Below are 16,571 nucleotides of genomic sequence, written 5' to 3'. Positions count from 1 at the left end.
AGATCAGGAGATCAGGGTCAGCGCCGCGTCCACGATCGCCGACGTGTCGATCCCGTGCAGCCGGTACGCGTCAGCGAGGCTCGACGACTGACCGAACTCGGTCACCCCCAGGCACCGGATCCGGTCACCGCGAGCCGCCGCCAGGAACGCCAGCGTGTGCGGATGCCCGTCCTGAACCGTCACCAGCGGCGTCCCCCGCCCGGCCGGCAGCAGCTCCTCGAGGATGTCCCCGCCCACCCCGGGGTCCCGGCTGCCGCGCTGCTGCAGCGACCGGAACACCAGGTCGGGGCTGGTCAGGCAGATGACACCGGCGTCGACACCGTGCCCCGCGAGGGCCTCCGCCGCCGCGATCACCTCCGGCATGATCGCCCCGACGCCGACGAGCGTGACCCGGTCCGTGGCGGAACCCGAGATCCGGTACCCGCCGGCGACCGCCTGCCGCCGCCGGCGCTCCCGCAGCGCCGGATCGTCGGGGACCCGCGCGAGAGCCGGGTCGAGGGGCCGGGTGGAGAGCCGGAAGTACGCGGACGTGCCCCCGTCCACGCCGACCCGGCTCATCGCGTGCAGGAAGCACCACTCGAGGTCCTGCGCGAACGCCGGCTCCCAGGCCACGCATCCGGGCTGTTCCAGGCCGATCGACGGGGTGGTGATCGACTGGTGGGCGCCGCCCTCCGGCGCGAGGGTCACCCCGGACGGCGTGCCGACCAGGATCGACTGCCCACCGGCGTAGATCCCGTACGACCACGGTTCGAGCGCCCGGGAGACGAACGGGTCGTACAGGGTGGCGATCGGGATGAGCCGCTCGCCCCAGCGCGACCAGGTCGCCCCGAGCTCGCCGAGCAGCGAAACCAGGTTGACCTCCGCGATGCCGAGTTCGATGTGCTGGCCGGTGCTGTTCTCCTGCCACCGCAGCACCCGTTCGGCGTCGTCGGCGAACCAGTCCCGCCGGTCCTCGGCCGACCACACGCCGGTCTTGTTGATCCAGCCGCCGAGGTTGGTGGAGGACGCGACGTCGGGGGAGCAGGTGACGACCCGGGCGGCGGCCCCGGGCGCGTCCCGGGGCAGGTCGGCGAGGAGCCGGCCGAGCGCGGCCTGAGTGCTGATCGCCTTGCGGTACGGGTGGCCGAGCTGAGCCGGAACCGTCACCGGCGCGGTCGGCGTCACGGGCTCACGGCGCAGTGCCTCCCGCCGCCGCGCGCACAGTCTCCCGGCCGCGTCGCCCGCGTCGAACGGCTGCCACGGCGCGGAGCGATCCATCCCGGACGCGGCGGCGAGGGCGTCCATCTGCGCGGCGGTGAGCAGCGCGGAGTGGTTGTTGGGGTGTCCCTCGGTGGGCAGGCCGCGGCCCTTGACGGTGTAGGCGAACACCACCGTCGGCCGGTCCGCGTCCACCCCGCGAAACGTGTCGACGAGCAGGCCCAGGTCGTGGCCGCCGAGGTCGCGCACGGCGGCGGCCAGCTCGGCCGGGTCGATGTCGTCGAGCAGCGGCTTGAGGTGCGGCGCGTCGGCGAGGATGCGCTCGGCGGTCTGCGCCGGGGCGGCCCGCAGCATCCGCTGGTACTCCTCGTTCGGCATCGCCTCGAGCCGGGCGCGCAGCGCCTCGCCCCCGGGCCGCTCGAACAGCCGGGAGATCATCCGTCCCCACTTGAGGACGACCACCTGCCAGCCGGCGGCGGCGAACATGCCCTGCAGCTTGGCGATCTGGATGTCCGGGACGACCCGGTCCAGCGACTGCCGGTTGAGGTCGACGACCCAGAGCAGCTCGCCCATCTTCGCGACGGCCGGGTCCATCACCGCTTCCCAGATGGCGCCCTCGTCGAGTTCGGCGTCACCGAGAAGGCTGACGAACCGCCCGCCGGTCCGTGTGCCGGGGAAGCGGGACGCCAGGTAGCGGTGGGCCATCGCGGCCCAGAGCGCGGCCGTCGCGCCGATGCCGACCGAGCCGGTGGAGAAGTCGACGGTGTCCGGGTCCTTCAGCCGCGACGGGTAGGACTGCAGCCCGCCCTTGTCGCGCAGCCGGGGCAGGTAGGACTCGTCCAGGTCGCCGAGCAGGTAGTTGATCGCGTGCAGCACCGGGGAGGCGTGCGGCTTCACCGACACCCGGTCATCCGCGGTGAGCTCGGCGAACCAGAGCGCCACCATGATGTCGACCATGGAGGCGCTGGACGCCTGATGGCCACCGACCTTCACCCCGGAGTCGTTCGGCCGTCCGGCGTTTGCGGCGTCGACGATCGAGGCCGACAGCCAGAGCACACGCCGGGCGATCTCACGCAGGACACCGATGTCTATGCGATCACTCACGGGCAGAGCGTAACGGCAAACCCTCTTTCGGGTACGGGGTGACCGCCCCGCGCCCGGGAGTCCGGCTGGTAACGTCATCCGATCATCACCAAGCACCGCAAAGCATGGCAGACAACTCAAAGGAGTGCAGCAGTGCGGATCCTGCCCGAGATCTCCCGCACCTTCGGTGAATACCTGCTCGTCCCGAACCTCACCGATGAGACCTGCACCCCGGACAACGTCGACCTCTCCGCACCCGTGGTCCGCCACCGCCTCGGGCAGGCCTCCCCGATACGGATCGCCACCCCGCTGACCAGCGCGATCATGGGCGCCGTGTCGTCGCCGCAGCTGGCGATAGCCCTGGCGCAGGTCGGCGGCCTGTCGTTCATCCACCAGAACCAGCCGATCGCCGAGCAGGCCGGCATGGTCTCCGCGGTCAAGAAGCACAAGGCCGGCTTCCGGCACAACGACGTCAACATCAAGCCGTCGGCGACCCTCGGCGAGGCCGACGAGCTGCTGCGGTCCACCGGGCGCGACGCGGCGGTGGTCACCGACGACGGCACCCCGAGCGGTGCGTTCCTCGGCCTGATCACCACCCAGGACTTCAACTTCCACCGCCACCACGTCGGCGACAGCGTGGAGAGCCGGATGCGCGGCGGCGCCGAGCTGGTGACCGGCACCGCGGGGATGTCGCTGTCCACCGCGAACTCGCTGCTCTGGGACTCACGCCAGGACGTGCTGCCGCTGGTCGGCGACGACGGCCGGGTCACCGCGCTCGTCCAACGCCGCGACTACGAGCTGCACAAGCAGTTCAGCAACGAGAGCGTCGACGACGACAAACAGTTCCGGGTCGGCGCCGGCGTCAACACGCACGACTACCGCGAACGGATTCCGGCGCTCGTCGAGGCCGGTGCGGACGTGCTCTGCCTCGATTCCTCGGACGGCTATTCGGTGTGGCAGAAGAACGTCCTGGAATTCGTCCGCACCGAGTACGGCGACACGGTCCGGATCGGCGCCGGAAACGTCGTCGACGCCCGGGGATTCGACTATCTCGCGGACGCCGGCGCCGATTTCGTGAAGGTCGGTATCGGTGGCGGTTCGATCTGCATCACCCGCGACCAAAAAGGCATCGGCCGGGGCCAGGCGTCCGCGCTCGCCGAGATCGTCACCGCCCGGGACGCCTACGCGCAGCGGACCGGCGAGTACGTCCCGCTCTGCTCCGACGGCGGCGTCCTGCACGACTCGCACATGGCGATCGCCTTCGCGTTCGGCGCCGACTTCCTGATGCTCGGCCGCTACTTCGCCCGGTTCACCGAGAGCCCGGCGCCGCTGGTCAAGGTCCGCGGTCAGGCGCTGAAGGAGTACTGGGGCGAGGGCAGCGCGCGGGCTCGCAACGCGGCCCGGTACGGCCAGGGCACCGAGCTGCACTTCGAGGAGGGCGTCGACGGTTACGTCCCGTTCGCCGGCAGCCTGTACGACAACGTCAAGGTCACCCTCGCCAAACTCCGCTCCACGATGATCAGCTGCGGCTCGACCACCCTGCGCCGCTTCCACGAGACGGCCACCCTGGTCCAGGTCTCCCAGCAGACGTTCGTGCAGAACTCCGAGGACATCGAACGCAACGAACGTCCCACCGTGGGCTGATGCTCACGAAACCTGGATGAGTCCTTCAACACAAAGTTACAGAAGGACCTTATACAAATCCCCGGTCCGGGCGGATAGTGAAGTGGTTCGAGATCGACCGCGCTCGGTTCCCGCCCGAGCGCGGCGCGTTCCACCCCGGGGAGGTCCTCATGCCTACCACCATCCACACCGACACCACCGCCGTACGCCTGAAAAGCCTGCTCGAGACGCTGCTGCAGACGCCCATGCCGGTGCGCCTGCGCGCCTGGGACGGCTCCGAGGCCGGCCCCGCCGACGCCCCCGTTGTGATCATCAAGCATCGCCGTGCGCTGCGCCGGCTGGTCTGGCAGCCCAACCAGCTCGGCCTGGCCCGGGCGTACGTCTCCGGCGAGATCGACGTCGAGGGCGACCTGTACGACGTGCTCTCCCGCCTCACCGCGCTGCTCTGGACCACGTCCGGCAGCAAGGGAACCGGCAAGCACATCCCGCTACGCTCCGTGATGACCGAGGCGCTCCGGCTCGGCGTCATCGGCAGCCAGCCCAAGCCGCCCGCCGAGGAGATGGCCGTCTCCGGCGCCCGGCACAGCAAGAGCCGCGACCGCCAGGCGATCAGCCACCACTACGACGTCGGCAACGACTTCTACCGCCTGGTGCTCGGCGAAAGCATGGTCTACTCCTGCGCGTACTGGACATCGGACGCCCCCGGGTACGGCCTGGCCGACGCCCAGCGCGACAAACTCGACCTGATCTGCCGGAAACTGGGCCTCGAACCGGGCATGCGGCTGCTCGACGTCGGATGCGGCTGGGGCAGCCTGGCGATCCACGCCGCCCGGGAGTACGGCGTAGAGGTCCTCGGCATCACCCTCTCCACCGAGCAGGCCGAGTTCGCCCGCAAGCAGGTCGCCGCCGCCGGCCTCAGCCACCAGGTCGAGATCCGGGTCCAGGACTACCGCGACCTCGACGACGGCCCGTTCGACGCGATCTCCAGCGTCGGCATGGCCGAACACGTCGGTACCGGCCCCTACCGGGAGTACGCCGGGATCCTCTTCCGCCACCTCAAGCGCGGCGGCCGCCTGCTCAACCACCAGATCTCCGCCTTGCACCCGGCACCCGCCGCGCCGGACCAGCAGCGCAGCTTCATCGACGCCTACGTCTTCCCGGACGGCGAACTGGCCTCCATCGGCACCACCGTGAGCCTCCTCGAGGACGCCGGCTTCGAGGTGCGTGACGTGCACGCGCTGCGTGAGCACTACGGGCGTACGCTGCGGGCCTGGGTGGCGAACCTGGAATCCGACTGGTCCACCGCCGTCCAGCTGACCAGTCCCGGCCGCGCGCGGGTGTGGCGGCTCTACATGGCGGCGTCCGCGCTCGCGTTCGAACAGGCGAACATCGGGGTCAACCAGGTGCTCGCGGTGAAGGCCCACCGCGACGGCGTCAGCGAGATGCCCCCGACCCGAGGCGCCTACCTGGCCTGACGGGGTCCCCCCCTGAGGGGATCCGTCCCGCCCGCGCCCGGCGCTCACGGTGGCCCCGCGTCGAGCCGTGACGCGCGCTCACGGTGGGCCCGCGTCCACCCGTGACGCGCGCTCACGGTGGCCCCGCGTCCACCCGTGACCCGCGCTCACGGTGAACCCGCACCGGCCCGGGCCCAGGGCTCACGGTGAGCCCGCGTCGACCCCTTACCCGCGCTCACGGTGAGCCTGCGTCTACCCGAGACCAGCGCTCACGGTGACCGCCGGCGTAGGCGTCAGCACACGGTGGCGAACGAGCCGTAGCTGGTGCACGTGATCAAGTCGCCGTCACGTCGGTGCCGGACCAGCGCTGTGAGCCGGCTGGTCCGGCTGGCTTTCAGTGCTGTCGGGCATCCGATTTGTCCGCACTGGGCGCCAGCCGGCGTCGGCATTTCCAAGATCTGGGACCCGCGCTCGTGCCTCGCGCCCCCGACCCGCGCCCGAGCGTGACCCGCGCCTGCGACTCTCGCCCGTGACCCGGGCCCGTGACCCCCGCCCGTGACTCGAGCCCGCGACTCACGCCCGCCCCCGGGCCGCCCCGCCCCGCCCCGCGATGCACCCGCTGAGTGATCCAGATCAACGGCCGCGCCCGCGCGCAACGCAGTAGCGTGACCACGTGCCGTTGAAATCCGATCTGACCAGTGCAGACCTGACCGAGATCCGGGAGTCCGCCCTCGGTGCCGCCGACCCGCTCGGTGTCGCCGCCGATCTGGCGAGTGCCGCGGAGGCCGGCCGGCTCGCCGACCCGGACGACGCGGGCGTGGCGTTGACGCTCGCCGCCGAGATCGCCGAGAGCCGCAGCAAGCTTGACGCCGCCCTGCGTTATGTGGAGCAGGCCGTCGACGCGTTCGGCAAGCGGGATGACAGCCCGGCCGCGACCGCCCGTGCGGTGCGTGCCCGGCTGCTGTTCCGGGCTGGTCGCGGCGACGAGGCGATGGCCGAGCTGGAGCCGCTGCGCCCCACGTTGACCCGGTTCCCGGACGCCGCGGCGTACCTGAGTGCCGCCCTGGCTGTCGGTGGCCGTGGCCGGGAGGCCGAGCAGTGGCTGACCGAGGCGGTGAAGGAGGCCCTCGCCGAGCGCGGCGGGACGGCGGAGCCGGCCAGCGCGGAGGACGCAGGGACGCTTTTCTTCCTGCTGCAGCAGCGGCACCGGGTCCGTCACATGCTGGGTCTGCAGCACGACGCGCACGACAACCTGGCCGAGCGGCTGGAGACCCGGCTCGCGAACGCGAACGCCCGCGCGGCCGCGGAGCCGGCCGGTGACCTGGTGTTCTGGCCGCAGCCCGCGTTCGACGAGGTGCGCAAGCTGACCGAGGCGTACGGCACGACCTGGGACGAGCACCGCGCCCGGCTGGAGCGCGAGCTGGTGCGGCTGGCCGGGGCGGGCCGGGCCGATCTGGCGGTGCTGCCGGGTTCGGTCGCCGGCTTCACCGCGCTGGCCGGTGACGGCGACCCGGGAAGCGCGGAGAACCGCGCGGGGTACGCCCGCCAGCTGGAGTCCGGAACCGCGCAGATCAGCTGGCCGCCGGAGCGGAACGCGCCGTGCTGGTGCGGCTCCGGCCAGAAGTACAAGAAGTGCTGCCTGCCGCGTTCCCGCAGCTGAGGCCGAGGACCATCGAATTCGATGGCCCTCGGCTAGTATCGCGATAGCTGTTTCAGCGGTCCCCGGGAGGGTGTTCCAGCACCCTCCCGGGTTCACTCACAGAAGACCCGCACCTTGCTGTCCGGCTGGTCGACCTCGACCGTCACCTCGTCGAGGTGTTCGATCAGCTCCTCCAGCTGCTCCGGCTTGAGCTGCGTCAGGTCGAACGGGACGCCCGACTTGCTCAGCTCGGCGTTGGCCTTGGTCAGCGCCTGCGGCGGGATCAGCGCGGCGAGCCGCACACCGGCCCGCAGCAGCTGCAGCGGCACCCGGACGTTGACCCGCCCCGGCTCGCCGCCCTCGGTGGTGTCCACCTCGACGCGCAGATATTTAGCGGTGCCCTTGGGCCGGGTCTCGGTGACCGCGGCCACCGGCGGCTGGTTGCGCTCCAGCGCGGCGATCAGCTGCTCCGCCTCCTCTGCGGTGATCTTGCCCTCGGCCAGCATGTCGAGGATGTCTCTGCGTTGTTCGGTCACTGTCTCTCCCTCTGGTTCTATCGGATCCTGACGAGCAGGGTCGAGCGTCCCTCGTGGACGTCGACCCGGGTGCCGGGCAGCGCGCAGATCAGTCGCCAGCCGACGCCGAACGCCCGCACCACGTCGATGCGGAACACCACACAGGCGATCACCGCCGCCACCACCGCCACGATCAGCAGGGGTGACAGCAGCAGCGCCACCGGGAGAACCGGCACCCAGGCACGGATCGGCCCGCGCCCCGGCCGGTCCACCCGGACGGTCACCAGCTGCGGTATCACGCTCCACCGTCCAGCTCGGCGAGGGCCTGCTGGGCGGTGATCTCGCCGCGCCGCAGCCGGGCGATGACCTCGGCCCGGGACGGCGCCGGATCGGTCTCGACGAAGTCGAGCGTCTGCGCGATCCGGTTCAGCCGTGACTTGATCGTCGGGTAGCTCACCCCGAAGATCCGCTCCATCTCCTTGATCGAGCCGTGGCACCGCACGAACGCCGTGACGAAGACCTGCTCCTCGACGCCGAGCTGAGCCAGCTGCGGCAGCTCGAACTCGCCCTCGATCACGACGCCGCTGCCTTCCAGGCGCACCCGCTCGACGACGAACGGCCGGCCCCGGGTGAGGTCGGTGAGTTCCTGCCAGTCCATCGCCCGCTCTGTCATATATCAAGTTCTACCTTAAAAAAATCAAGATCACCATGGGGTACGTGTTAACTTCCATGATCTGGCTGGCCTGGCCGCGACGGTCGCCGGGTCCGGCGGGCAACCGGGCCTGCCCGTGCGGGACGGGAACGGCGCCGCGTACAGCGCTCCGGCCGCCGGCGCTGGCACGGTTGCCGGGTGACGAACCTGCCAGCAACATCGTTCCCGGAGCTAGGGCTGCGCACCGAGGATCTGCGGGCGGCCGCGACCGCGCTGCTCACCGCCGAGCAGCTGAGCCTGGCCGCCGGTTACGGCACGCGGGTCGCGGTGGTCGCCGGGCAGCCGCTGTACGAGATCGGCGACGCCAACTGCGATCTCGTGATCAGCGAGTCGGCCACACTGACCTCCCGTGCCGTGTCCGAGGAGCCGTTCCTCACCTACGGCCCGGGCGGGTTCGCCGGTGAGCTGAGCCTGCTGACCGGGCAGATCGGCAACCTCGCGGTGCGGGTCGCCGAGCCGGGCACGGTGCTGATGATCGACCACGGTGGGTTCCGCCGGTTGATGGCGCAGCAGACCGACCTCGGCGACCTGTTCCTGCGCGCGTTCCTGGCCCGCCGCCGGCTGCTGCGGATGAGCGCCGAGCAGGAGACCCGCATCGTCGGCGACCCGCGCGCCGGGGAGAGTCTCGCCCTGCAGGTCTTCCTGTCCCGGCAGGGGCTGCCGCACCTCTGGGTGGACAGCGAGGCAGCGCCCGGGCGAACCGCGCTGCGCGACGCCGGGCTCGGATCCGCCGACCTGCCCGTCGCGTTCACCGCCGGGGCCACGCTGCGCCGGGTCACGCCGGGTGTGCTCAGCGAGCGGCTCGGTCTGTCGTACCGGAGCACCGGCCGCGGGGTGATCGACCTGGCGATCGTCGGTGCCGGACCGGCCGGGCTGGCCGCCGCGGTCTACGGCGCCTCGGAGGGGCTCGCCACGCTGCTGCTCGACGCGGTCGCCACCGGCGGGCAGGCCGCGACGAGCGCCCGGATCGAGAATTACCTGGGCTTCCCGTTCGGGCTCAGCGGCCTGGATCTGACCACCCGGGCGGCCGTGCAGGCGCTCAAGTTCGGCGCCGAGATCGCCACCCCGTGCGGGGTCGCGGCCCTGCGGTCCGGGCCGGACGGGCACGAGCTGGTGCTCGGCGACGGCACCCGGATCCGGGCGCGGGCCGTGTTGATCGCGACCGGCGCCGCGTACCGGTCGTTGCCGATCGGCAGGTGGGACCACTTCGTCGGCGCGGGGATCTATCACGCCGCGACCGATCTGGAGGCGCAGACCGTCGCCGGTGAGCCGGTCGCGGTGGTCGGCGGCGCCAACTCGGCCGGGCAGGCGTCGCTGCACCTGGCCCGGTACGCCCGGCATGTCACCCTGATCGTGCGGGGTGACGATCTCGGCGCGAAGATGTCGGCCTACCTGGTCGAGCGGATCCGCGCCGATCCGAGGATCACGGTGCTGACCGGTGCCGAGGTCACCGCGCTGCACGGCGGGAAGCACCTGGACCGGATCACGGTGACCGGCCGGGGCGGGCGGCTCGCCTGCCGGGGGCTGTTCAGTTTCATCGGCGCGGTCGCCGACACGTCGTGGCTGGACGGGCCGGAGCTGGACGGGGACGGGTTCATCCGTACCGATGGGCCCGGCCGGCTGCCGTTTGAGACCAGCGTGCCCGGTGTGTTCGCCGCCGGCGACGTGCGGCTCGGCTCGATGAAACGGGTCGCCGCCGCGGTCGGCGAGGGGTCCGGCGCGGTCCGCTCGGTGCACCAGTCACTGAATCGTCAGTGATTCGACGTATGCCTCCCGCCACCCGCTGCGGCACTGTTGCCGCAGCAGGTTCCGAAGGAGGACGACATGACCACCCAGGCCGTCGCGCCGGCGACGCAGATCTCCGTCTCGCTGCGCGCCACTGACCCGCTCACCCTGGCCGGGCTGAGCGGGCTGCTCGCCGACCGGCCCGAGCTGCTGGTGCTGGACCCGGACGAGGCCGGCGGTGAGGTGCTGGTGTTCGCCGCCGACCGGCTCGACGCCCGGGTGGTGCCGGCGCTGCGCCGCTCGGCGGCCGTCACCCGGCGGCCGGTGGTGCTGGTCCTCGACGAGATCAACGAGTCCGAGCTGCTGCTCGCGGTGGAGTGCCGGGTGCAGTCGGTGCTGCCGCGCGCGGCCGCGACGGGGGAGCGGCTGGTTCGCGCGGTGACCGCTGTCGCGGCCGGTGACGGCCTGCTCCCGCCGCCGCTCGTCGGGGACCTGCTGAAGCATCTGCGTGAGCTGCAACGGCAGGTCCTCGACGAGGCGGGGCTCACCGCGTCCGGGCTGACGCCCCGCGAGATCGCCGTGATCCGGTTGATGGCCGAGGGCCTGGAGACCACCGAGATCGCCGCCGAGCTGTGTTACTCGGAACGCACCGTGAAGGGCGTCATCCACGCCATCACCCGGCGGTTGCGGCTGCGCAACCGCTCGCACATCATCGCCCACGCCATGCGGTACGGCGTCATCTGAGCGCCCCGGCCCCGGAGCGCGAGGCATCGGCACGAGTCGAATTCCGCTGGACTTACTCATACCCCCGGGGGGTATGCTGGACGCATGATGACTTCCTGGCGTTCCGCGGCTCAAGCCACCCTGCACTGCCTGACCGGCTGCGCCATCGGCGAGATTCTGGGCATGGTGATCGGCACCGCGCTGGGCTGGCATGCCGGACCCACCGTGGTGCTCTCGATCGCGCTGGCGTTCGTTTTCGGCTACGCGCTGACCATGCGGCCGCTGCTGGCGCACGGCCTCCCGCTGCGCACCGCCCTCGGCGTCGCCCTCGCCGCCGACACCGTGTCGATCGCCGTGATGGAGATCCTGGACAACGCGGTGATGCTCGTCGTCCCCGGCGCGATGGAGGCCGGGCTGGCCAGCGGCCTCTTCTGGGGCTCGCTGGCGTTCGCCCTGGCTGTCGCGTTCGTGCTGACCGTGCCGATCAACCGCTGGCTGATCTCACGCGGCAAGGGGCATGCGGTCGTGCACCGGTACCACCACGCGCACCGATGAGCCGCCCGGAGCTCAGCGCGCGCGGCGGTAGTGCATGGCCACCGCGCCGTTGCGGAACGGCGACGCGGAGATCAGCTCGAGCCGGCGCGTGCCGGGCAGCCCGCGCTGGTACAGCGTCGGCCCGTGGCCGGCGATCCGGGGATGGACGAGCAGCTGGTACTCGTCGATCAGGTCCAGCCGGTCGAGCTCGGTCGCGAGCAGGCCGCTGCCGAGCAGGACCCCGTCCGGGGTGGCGTCCTTCAGCTTCTGCACGCCCTCGCGCAGATCACCGGCGACGTGGTGGCTGTTGGTCCACGGGAAGTCCGTGCGCGTCGACGACACCACGTACTTCGGTTTCGCCTCCAGCTTCTCCGCCCACTCCCGCATGGCCGGCGGCGCCTCCTCGTCGCCGCGGGCCACCGCCGGCCAGAAGACCTCCATCATCTCGTAGGTGACGCGGCCCCAGAGCATGGCGCCGCTCTCGTCCATCAGGCGCGTGAAGTGGGCGTGCGTCTCGTCGTCGGCGATCCCCTCCTGGTGGTCGACGCAACCGTCCAGGGTGACGTTGAGGCTGAAGGTGAGGATTCCCATGGCCGCCGAGCTTAGCGGCCGTCAGGGGTGACCCCGGTGAACAGATTCGCCACGAGGGCCTCGATGAACTCGTCGGTGACCGGCTCGTCGGGGACCAGCAGCCGGTGGTAGACCGCGCCCCAGAGCTGGTCGACCAGGACCCGCACGTCCACGTCGCCGCGGATCTGCCCCTGCTCCTGGGCCAGCGTCAGCCGCTCGCAGGCGAGCGCCCGGCGGCCGGCCGAGTACCGGGTGCGGTACGCGACGGCGAGATCCGGATCGGTCTGGGCGGCGCCGATCAGCTCCAGCAGGGCCCGGCCGCCGGGCGTACGCATGACGGCGGCGAAGTTGTGCAGCTGGGCGAGCAGGTCACGGCGTACGTCGTCGGTGGTCTCGAAAGCGAGCGTGTCGGCGACCGCGTGGAAGTAGGCGTCCAGCGCCAGCGCGTTCGGCGAGGGCCAGAGTTTGTAGAGGGTGGTCTTGCTGACGGCGGCGGCCCTGGCGACCTTCTCGAAGGTGAGGCCGGCGATGCCCTCGCCCAGGACGATGCGTCCGGTCGCGTCGAGCACGTCGCCGCGGACCTCCTCGATGGGTCGCCGGCCGCGGCCCCGTGCCCGCGGCCCGGACGAGGACGGTTCGGTCGGGTCCGGCAGCCGCGTCACGTGTGGTTCCTCCGCTCGTACATGATCTGGCTTTCGTCTCGTATCGGGGGTTCAGGCGAGGCCGCCGTTGGCGAACAGCACCTGGCCGTTCACCCAGCGGGCCGGGCCGGCCAGGAAGGCGACCGCCTCCGCGATGTCCTCGGGCTGACCGAGGCGCTCCAGCGGTGCGGCCTTGGCGAGGTTCGCCACGGCGGTCTCGTCCTTGCCCTCCAGGAACAGGGGAGTGGCGGTGGGGCCGGGCGCGACGGCGTTCACCGTGATGTCCTTGCCGCGCAGCTCACGAGCCAGCACCAGGGTCATCGCCTCGACCGCGGCCTTGCTGGCGACGTAGGCGCCGTACGTGGGGAACTGTGTCCGGGTGACGCTCGTCGAGAAGTTGACGATCGCGCCGCCCGCGCGGACCCGGTTGGCCGCCAGTTGCGACACGACGAAGGTGCCGCGGATGTTGATGCGGTGCATGCGGTCCAGGTCGTCGAGGCCGAGGGTGGCGATCGGGGAGAGCAGCATGATGCCGGCGGTGTTGACGACCACGTCGATCCCGCCGAACGCGGCCTCGGTGGCGTCGAAGGCCGCCGTCATCGCCTGCTCGTCGGCGACGTCACCGCCGACGGCGATCGCGGCCCCGCCGGCCCCGGTGATCGTGCCGGCGATCTGCTCGGCCCGGGCGGCGTTCCCGGCGTAGTGCACCGCGACGGCGAAACCGTCGCGCGACAGCCGCTCCACGACGGCGCGGCCGATGCCCCCGGATCCACCGGTGACCAGAGCGACCCGCTTCTGCTGAGTGGACATGTGCTGCCTCCTGCAACTCACTGAAATGAACGACGAGTTCATTTAACCAAGAAATGAACGTCGCGTCCATATGATGGCGAGGAAGTGCGGGGCGTCAGCCGGTGCGGAGGGCGGTTGCCAGGTCGCGGCGGGAGGTGAGGCCGAGCTTCGTGAAGATCGTGCGGAAGTGCCACTCGACCGCGGGGGAGACGGCGAAGTTCAATCCCGGCACGTGGCGCTCGTCGCGTCCCGGCACCCGTGTGAACGTAATTCGGGTTGCGTTCGTCAATAACAGTGTGCGGATGTTCTGGAAGTTGTTGCCGGTGATCCTTGCGGTGCCGATCGGGGCGGTCGTCGCGGCCGCGCCCGCCGAAGCGATCGCGAACGGGACGAGTGTGCCCGACGGCCGGTATCCCTTCGCGGTCAAACTGATCGACAACGGCATCCCGACCGCGGACGGTGGCCGCCGCGACAGCTCCTGCTCGGGCGGGCTGGTCTCGCCGCACTGGGTGCTCACGGCGGGGCACTGTTTCAAGGACGCGGACGGCCGCCGGGTGTCCCGCCCGGTCGCCGAGGAGTCCCTCGCCACGGTCGGGCGCACCGACCAGAGCGGCGACGACGGGCACGAGACCGAGGTCGTGGAGGTCCGCCAGCACGGCGAGGCGGATGTCGCGCTGGCCCGGCTGGATCGCGGGATCACGGACATCACCCCGCTGCGGCTGAGCCGGGCGCGTCCGGCGGCGGGCCAGAAGGCCCGATTGGTGGGGTACGGCCTGACGACCGCCACCGCCAAACGGACCCCTGATCGTCTGCGGACGGGCCAGTTCCGGGTCACCGGCGTGGAGCAGACCGAGATGGGACTGTCCGGAGTGTCACCGAAACGCAGCACCAGCCCGTGCGAGCGCGACTCCGGCGGCCCCTACTTCACCGAGGCGAAGGACGGCGCGGCGGTGGTGGTGGGCGTGGTGAGCCGCGGCCCGGCCTGCCCGCACACCGGCCCGGACATCGCGACCCGGGTGGACGCGATAGCGCCCTGGATCCTCTCGATCATCAAGTCCGACCTGGCCGCGAGCCCGTCGGTGAAGCCGTCGAAGACCACGAAGAAGCCCGCCAAGCCGGGCGGCACGCCGGCCCGGACCACCGTGGCCGCCCCACCGGCCGGCGACCCGGCCGCGCTGACCCTGCCGCCTGCGGCCCTGCTGTCCGTCCCGATCGTGCTGGTCGTCCTGATCGGGCTGCTCACGGCGGCGCGGGGCAAGCGCCGGTACCGCGGGCGACGGCGGAACTCAGCGCGCTGAGCCGGTTGCGGACTGATTCCCGGCGTTCCCTCAACCCGGGCGGCCGGCTGCCGAACGGCACCGTCATGCCGAAGTTCCAGCGAATGACGTTCCCGACGGCTCAGCCGGACGCCCGGGTCGTGCACACCATCGCCCCGACCGGACGCATCACCCGCCGACCCACCGAGACGCCCCGCGACGAGGCCCTCAACGAGGACGCCGGGTAGCGGGTGGTGGTGTCCATGCTCACGTGTCCGCCCCGATCCGACCGGGTAATCGCGCCGTCATGGCAGACGAGACCTTGATCCGGATCCGGGCGGCCGCCGAGGCCTACGCCGAGGCGGTGCGGCAGACGCAGCGCTACTTCGACCGGATCGACGACACCACCGACCCCAGCGTGCTGATCGAATACGCGGAGCTGGTCCGCACCGAGGAGGCCGCCCTCGCCGACCGGCTCGACGCGCTCACCGTGGCCGGCCTGCGAGCGGAGAGCTTCGACGGCGGCTCCGAGAACTGACCTCCGAAGCACGGCCATCAATGGCAGGATTACCCTGTTCTGGGCGTTTCGCTTGCGCCCATTCCCGGGTACGGCCGACCGGCGCCCGTCGCGCCGAAGGAGGATCAGTGGAACCCGCACAGTGGCCGCGCCCGTCACGACTGCGCCGGCGGGGACGATCGCGGTGCGGGGTCGCCCGCCGCCCGATCTGGGCCCCGCCGGACCGCCGCCCCCGGCGTCGTCCGACATAGCGCTTCCCTGAGCAGATTGCGCAGTGCTAACCGCCCTACCAGCGGGTATCTGTGCATTCTGCTCGGCGGAAACTGGACGTGTTGCGCAGGCCACAGCTCACTGAGCAGCCTGTGGGGCATCACCGGTTTCCCGCTGAAGGGAGCACGATGTCCGTCAACGACACGCTGACCAACGAAGAGCGGCTCGCGGAGCTCGATCTCGACACCCTCAAGCAGCTGGTGGGTCTCGTCGAGTACGACTCCGCCGCCGATCCGTTCCCCGTCACCGGCTGGGACGCGATCGTCTGGGCGGCCGGCAACGCCACCCAGACCGCGCACTTCTTCCAGTCGGCGTTCGGGATGGAACTGGTCGCCTACTCGGGTCCGGAGACCGGCAACCGCGACCACATGTCGTATGTGCTGAAGAGCGGCGCCATCAAGTTCGTCATCAACGGCGGGGTGGCGCCGGACAGCCCGATCATCGCTCACCACGCCCGGCACGGCGACGGCATCACCGACATCGCGCTGGCGGTGCCGGACGTCGACAAGTGCATCGAGCACGCCCGTGCCCAGGGCGCCACCGTCCTCGAGGAGCCGCACGACGTCTCCGACGAGTTCGGCACCGTGCGGATGGCCGCGATCGCGACCTACGGCGAGACACGGCACACGCTCGTCAACCGTACCCACTACACGGGCCCCTACCTGCCGGGATACGTGGCGCGTACCTCGGCGCGGCCGAAGAAGAAGCGCATCTTCCAGGCGCTGGACCACGTGGTCGGCAACGTCGAGCTCGGCGCCATGGACGAGTGGGTGGACTTCTACAACCGGGTGCTCGGCTTCACCAACATGGCCGAGTTCATCGGCGACGACATCGCCACCGACTACTCGGCGCTGATGTCGAAGGTCGTCGCGTCCGGCAACCACCGGGTCAAGTTCCCGCTCAACGAGCCCGCGGTCGGCAAGAAGAAGTCGCAGATCGACGAGTACCTGGAGTACTACGGCGGTCCCGGCGCACAGCACCTGGCGCTCGCCACCAACGACATCCTGCGGGCCGTCGACGTGCTGACCGAGGAGGGCGTCGAGTTCCTCGCCACGCCGGACTCCTACTACTCCGACCCGGAGCTGCGGGCCCGGATCGGCAAGGTCCGGGTGCCGATCGAGGAGCTGCAGAAGCGCGGCATCCTGGTGGACCGGGACGAGGACGGGTACCTCCTGCAGATCTTCACGAAGCCGATCGGCGACCGGCCCACGGTCTTCTTCGAGCTGATCGAGCGGCACGGCTCGCTCGGCTTCGGCAAGGGCAACTTCAAGGCGCTGTTCGAGGCCATCGAGCGCGAGCAGGCCAAACGCGGGAACTTCTAGC

General features: G+C 71.1%; 18 protein-coding genes. 10 read left to right on the top strand and 8 right to left on the bottom strand.

Annotated features, from left to right (window positions below; genetic code table 11):
• Nucleotides 1-3: 3 nt before the first annotated feature.
• Complete coding sequence (locus AMIS_RS21210; RefSeq protein ID WP_014444426.1) at nt 4-2,301, bottom strand: transketolase-like TK C-terminal-containing protein; 2,298 nt, start codon at nt 2,299-2,301, stop codon at nt 4-6.
• A gap of 132 nt (nt 2,302-2,433) precedes the next feature.
• Between AMIS_RS21210 and AMIS_RS21205 the strand changes: the two genes are divergently transcribed.
• The 3 genes from AMIS_RS21205 (at nt 2,434) to AMIS_RS21195 (ending at nt 7,017) form a co-directional block, all read left to right on the top strand.
• Nucleotides 2,434-3,924 carry an IMP dehydrogenase gene (locus AMIS_RS21205; RefSeq protein WP_014444425.1) on the top strand — a complete coding sequence of 497 codons (1,491 nt, stop codon included), beginning with the start codon at nt 2,434-2,436 and terminating at the stop codon, nt 3,922-3,924.
• 149 nt (nt 3,925-4,073) lie between these two features.
• Entirely contained in the window at nt 4,074-5,378 is a 1,305-nt protein-coding gene (locus AMIS_RS21200; protein WP_041831107.1) for an SAM-dependent methyltransferase, read from the top strand.
• Nucleotides 5,379-6,030: 652 nt separating this feature from the next.
• The gene (locus AMIS_RS21195; protein WP_014444423.1) at nt 6,031-7,017 is read left to right on the top strand and encodes an SEC-C metal-binding domain-containing protein; all 987 of its coding nucleotides are present in this window, start codon (nt 6,031-6,033) and stop codon (nt 7,015-7,017) included.
• A gap of 92 nt (nt 7,018-7,109) precedes the next feature.
• Here the strand turns inward: AMIS_RS21195 and AMIS_RS21190 are convergent, their stop codons facing one another.
• Genes AMIS_RS21190 through AMIS_RS21180 form a run of 3 tightly spaced genes read right to left on the bottom strand, consistent with a single transcriptional unit; the run spans nt 7,110 to nt 8,184 of the window.
• Entirely contained in the window at nt 7,110-7,532 is a 423-nt protein-coding gene (locus AMIS_RS21190) for an SHOCT-like domain-containing protein (protein WP_014444422.1), read from the bottom strand.
• Nucleotides 7,533-7,549: 17 nt separating this feature from the next.
• A complete protein-coding gene (locus tag AMIS_RS21185) occupies nt 7,550-7,810 on the bottom strand; it encodes a hypothetical protein (protein ID WP_014444421.1) in 261 nt (86 codons plus the stop codon).
• Nucleotides 7,807-8,184: a DUF2089 domain-containing protein gene (locus tag AMIS_RS21180; protein ID WP_197537959.1), complete on the bottom strand. Its 378-nt coding sequence runs from the start codon at nt 8,182-8,184 to the stop codon at nt 7,807-7,809. The genes AMIS_RS21185 and AMIS_RS21180 overlap by 4 nt, the downstream gene beginning before the upstream one ends.
• Nucleotides 8,185-8,361: 177 nt before the next feature.
• Between AMIS_RS21180 and AMIS_RS21175 the strand changes: the two genes are divergently transcribed.
• From AMIS_RS21175 to AMIS_RS21165, 3 genes are all read left to right on the top strand, one after another.
• Nucleotides 8,362-9,981, top strand: a complete 1,620-nt coding sequence (locus AMIS_RS21175; RefSeq protein ID WP_014444419.1) for a cyclic nucleotide-binding domain-containing thioredoxin-disulfide reductase — start codon at nt 8,362-8,364, stop codon at nt 9,979-9,981.
• Between the two features lie 66 nt (nt 9,982-10,047).
• Nucleotides 10,048-10,692, top strand: a complete 645-nt coding sequence (locus AMIS_RS21170; RefSeq protein ID WP_041831105.1) for a helix-turn-helix transcriptional regulator — start codon at nt 10,048-10,050, stop codon at nt 10,690-10,692.
• An 84-nt stretch (nt 10,693-10,776) separates the two neighbouring features.
• Nucleotides 10,777-11,226, top strand: coding sequence for a DUF4396 domain-containing protein (locus AMIS_RS21165; RefSeq protein WP_014444417.1), 450 nt, complete (start codon nt 10,777-10,779; stop codon nt 11,224-11,226).
• A gap of 12 nt (nt 11,227-11,238) precedes the next feature.
• Here AMIS_RS21165 and AMIS_RS21160 read toward each other — a convergent pair whose 3' ends face one another.
• From AMIS_RS21160 to AMIS_RS42800, 4 genes are all read right to left on the bottom strand, one after another.
• Nucleotides 11,239-11,796 carry a dihydrofolate reductase family protein gene (locus AMIS_RS21160; protein WP_014444416.1) on the bottom strand — a complete coding sequence of 186 codons (558 nt, stop codon included), beginning with the start codon at nt 11,794-11,796 and terminating at the stop codon, nt 11,239-11,241.
• Between the two features lie 11 nt (nt 11,797-11,807).
• Nucleotides 11,808-12,437, bottom strand: a complete 630-nt coding sequence (locus tag AMIS_RS21155) for a TetR/AcrR family transcriptional regulator (protein WP_014444415.1) — start codon at nt 12,435-12,437, stop codon at nt 11,808-11,810.
• 51 nt (nt 12,438-12,488) lie between these two features.
• A complete protein-coding gene (locus AMIS_RS21150; RefSeq protein WP_014444414.1) occupies nt 12,489-13,226 on the bottom strand; it encodes an SDR family oxidoreductase in 738 nt (245 codons plus the stop codon).
• Nucleotides 13,227-13,320: 94 nt separating this feature from the next.
• Nucleotides 13,321-13,461: a hypothetical protein gene (locus AMIS_RS42800; RefSeq protein ID WP_157434961.1), complete on the bottom strand. Its 141-nt coding sequence runs from the start codon at nt 13,459-13,461 to the stop codon at nt 13,321-13,323.
• A 46-nt stretch (nt 13,462-13,507) separates the two neighbouring features.
• On the opposite strand from AMIS_RS42800, the gene AMIS_RS21145 reads away from it, so the two are divergent.
• From AMIS_RS21145 to hppD, 4 genes are all read left to right on the top strand, one after another.
• Nucleotides 13,508-14,503, top strand: coding sequence for a S1 family peptidase (locus AMIS_RS21145; RefSeq protein WP_063711169.1), 996 nt, complete (start codon nt 13,508-13,510; stop codon nt 14,501-14,503).
• Nucleotides 14,504-14,508: 5 nt separating this feature from the next.
• Nucleotides 14,509-14,709, top strand: a complete 201-nt coding sequence (locus tag AMIS_RS21140) for a hypothetical protein (protein ID WP_014444412.1) — start codon at nt 14,509-14,511, stop codon at nt 14,707-14,709.
• A gap of 59 nt (nt 14,710-14,768) precedes the next feature.
• Nucleotides 14,769-14,999, top strand: a complete 231-nt coding sequence (locus tag AMIS_RS21135) for a hypothetical protein (protein WP_014444411.1) — start codon at nt 14,769-14,771, stop codon at nt 14,997-14,999.
• A 377-nt stretch (nt 15,000-15,376) separates the two neighbouring features.
• Complete coding sequence (hppD, locus tag AMIS_RS21130) at nt 15,377-16,570, top strand: 4-hydroxyphenylpyruvate dioxygenase (protein ID WP_014444410.1); 1,194 nt, start codon at nt 15,377-15,379, stop codon at nt 16,568-16,570.
• Nucleotide 16,571: the final 1 nt, after the last annotated feature.

This window comes from Actinoplanes missouriensis 431 (assembly GCF_000284295.1).
GTDB lineage: Bacteria > Actinomycetota > Actinomycetes > Mycobacteriales > Micromonosporaceae > Actinoplanes > Actinoplanes missouriensis.
This window is presented reverse-complemented; position numbering and strand designations above follow the sequence as displayed.

Bases quoted from the DNA above. Each gene is read 5' to 3' on its own strand.
- AMIS_RS21200 (WP_041831107.1), top strand. From the start codon at position 4,074: ATGCCTACCACCATCCACACCGACACCACCGCCGTACGCCTGAAAAGC.
- AMIS_RS21180 (WP_197537959.1), bottom strand. From the start codon at position 8,184: ATGACAGAGCGGGCGATGGACTGGCAGGAACTCACCGACCTCACCCGG.
- AMIS_RS21170 (WP_041831105.1), top strand. From the start codon at position 10,048: ATGACCACCCAGGCCGTCGCGCCGGCGACGCAGATCTCCGTCTCGCTG.
- AMIS_RS21165 (WP_014444417.1), top strand. From the start codon at position 10,777: ATGATGACTTCCTGGCGTTCCGCGGCTCAAGCCACCCTGCACTGCCTG.
- AMIS_RS21160 (WP_014444416.1), bottom strand. From the start codon at position 11,796: ATGGGAATCCTCACCTTCAGCCTCAACGTCACCCTGGACGGTTGCGTC.
- AMIS_RS21150 (WP_014444414.1), bottom strand. From the start codon at position 13,226: ATGTCCACTCAGCAGAAGCGGGTCGCTCTGGTCACCGGTGGATCCGGG.
- AMIS_RS21145 (WP_063711169.1), top strand. From the start codon at position 13,508: ATGTTCTGGAAGTTGTTGCCGGTGATCCTTGCGGTGCCGATCGGGGCG.
- AMIS_RS21135 (WP_014444411.1), top strand. From the start codon at position 14,769: ATGGCAGACGAGACCTTGATCCGGATCCGGGCGGCCGCCGAGGCCTAC.
- hppD (WP_014444410.1), top strand. From the start codon at position 15,377: ATGTCCGTCAACGACACGCTGACCAACGAAGAGCGGCTCGCGGAGCTC.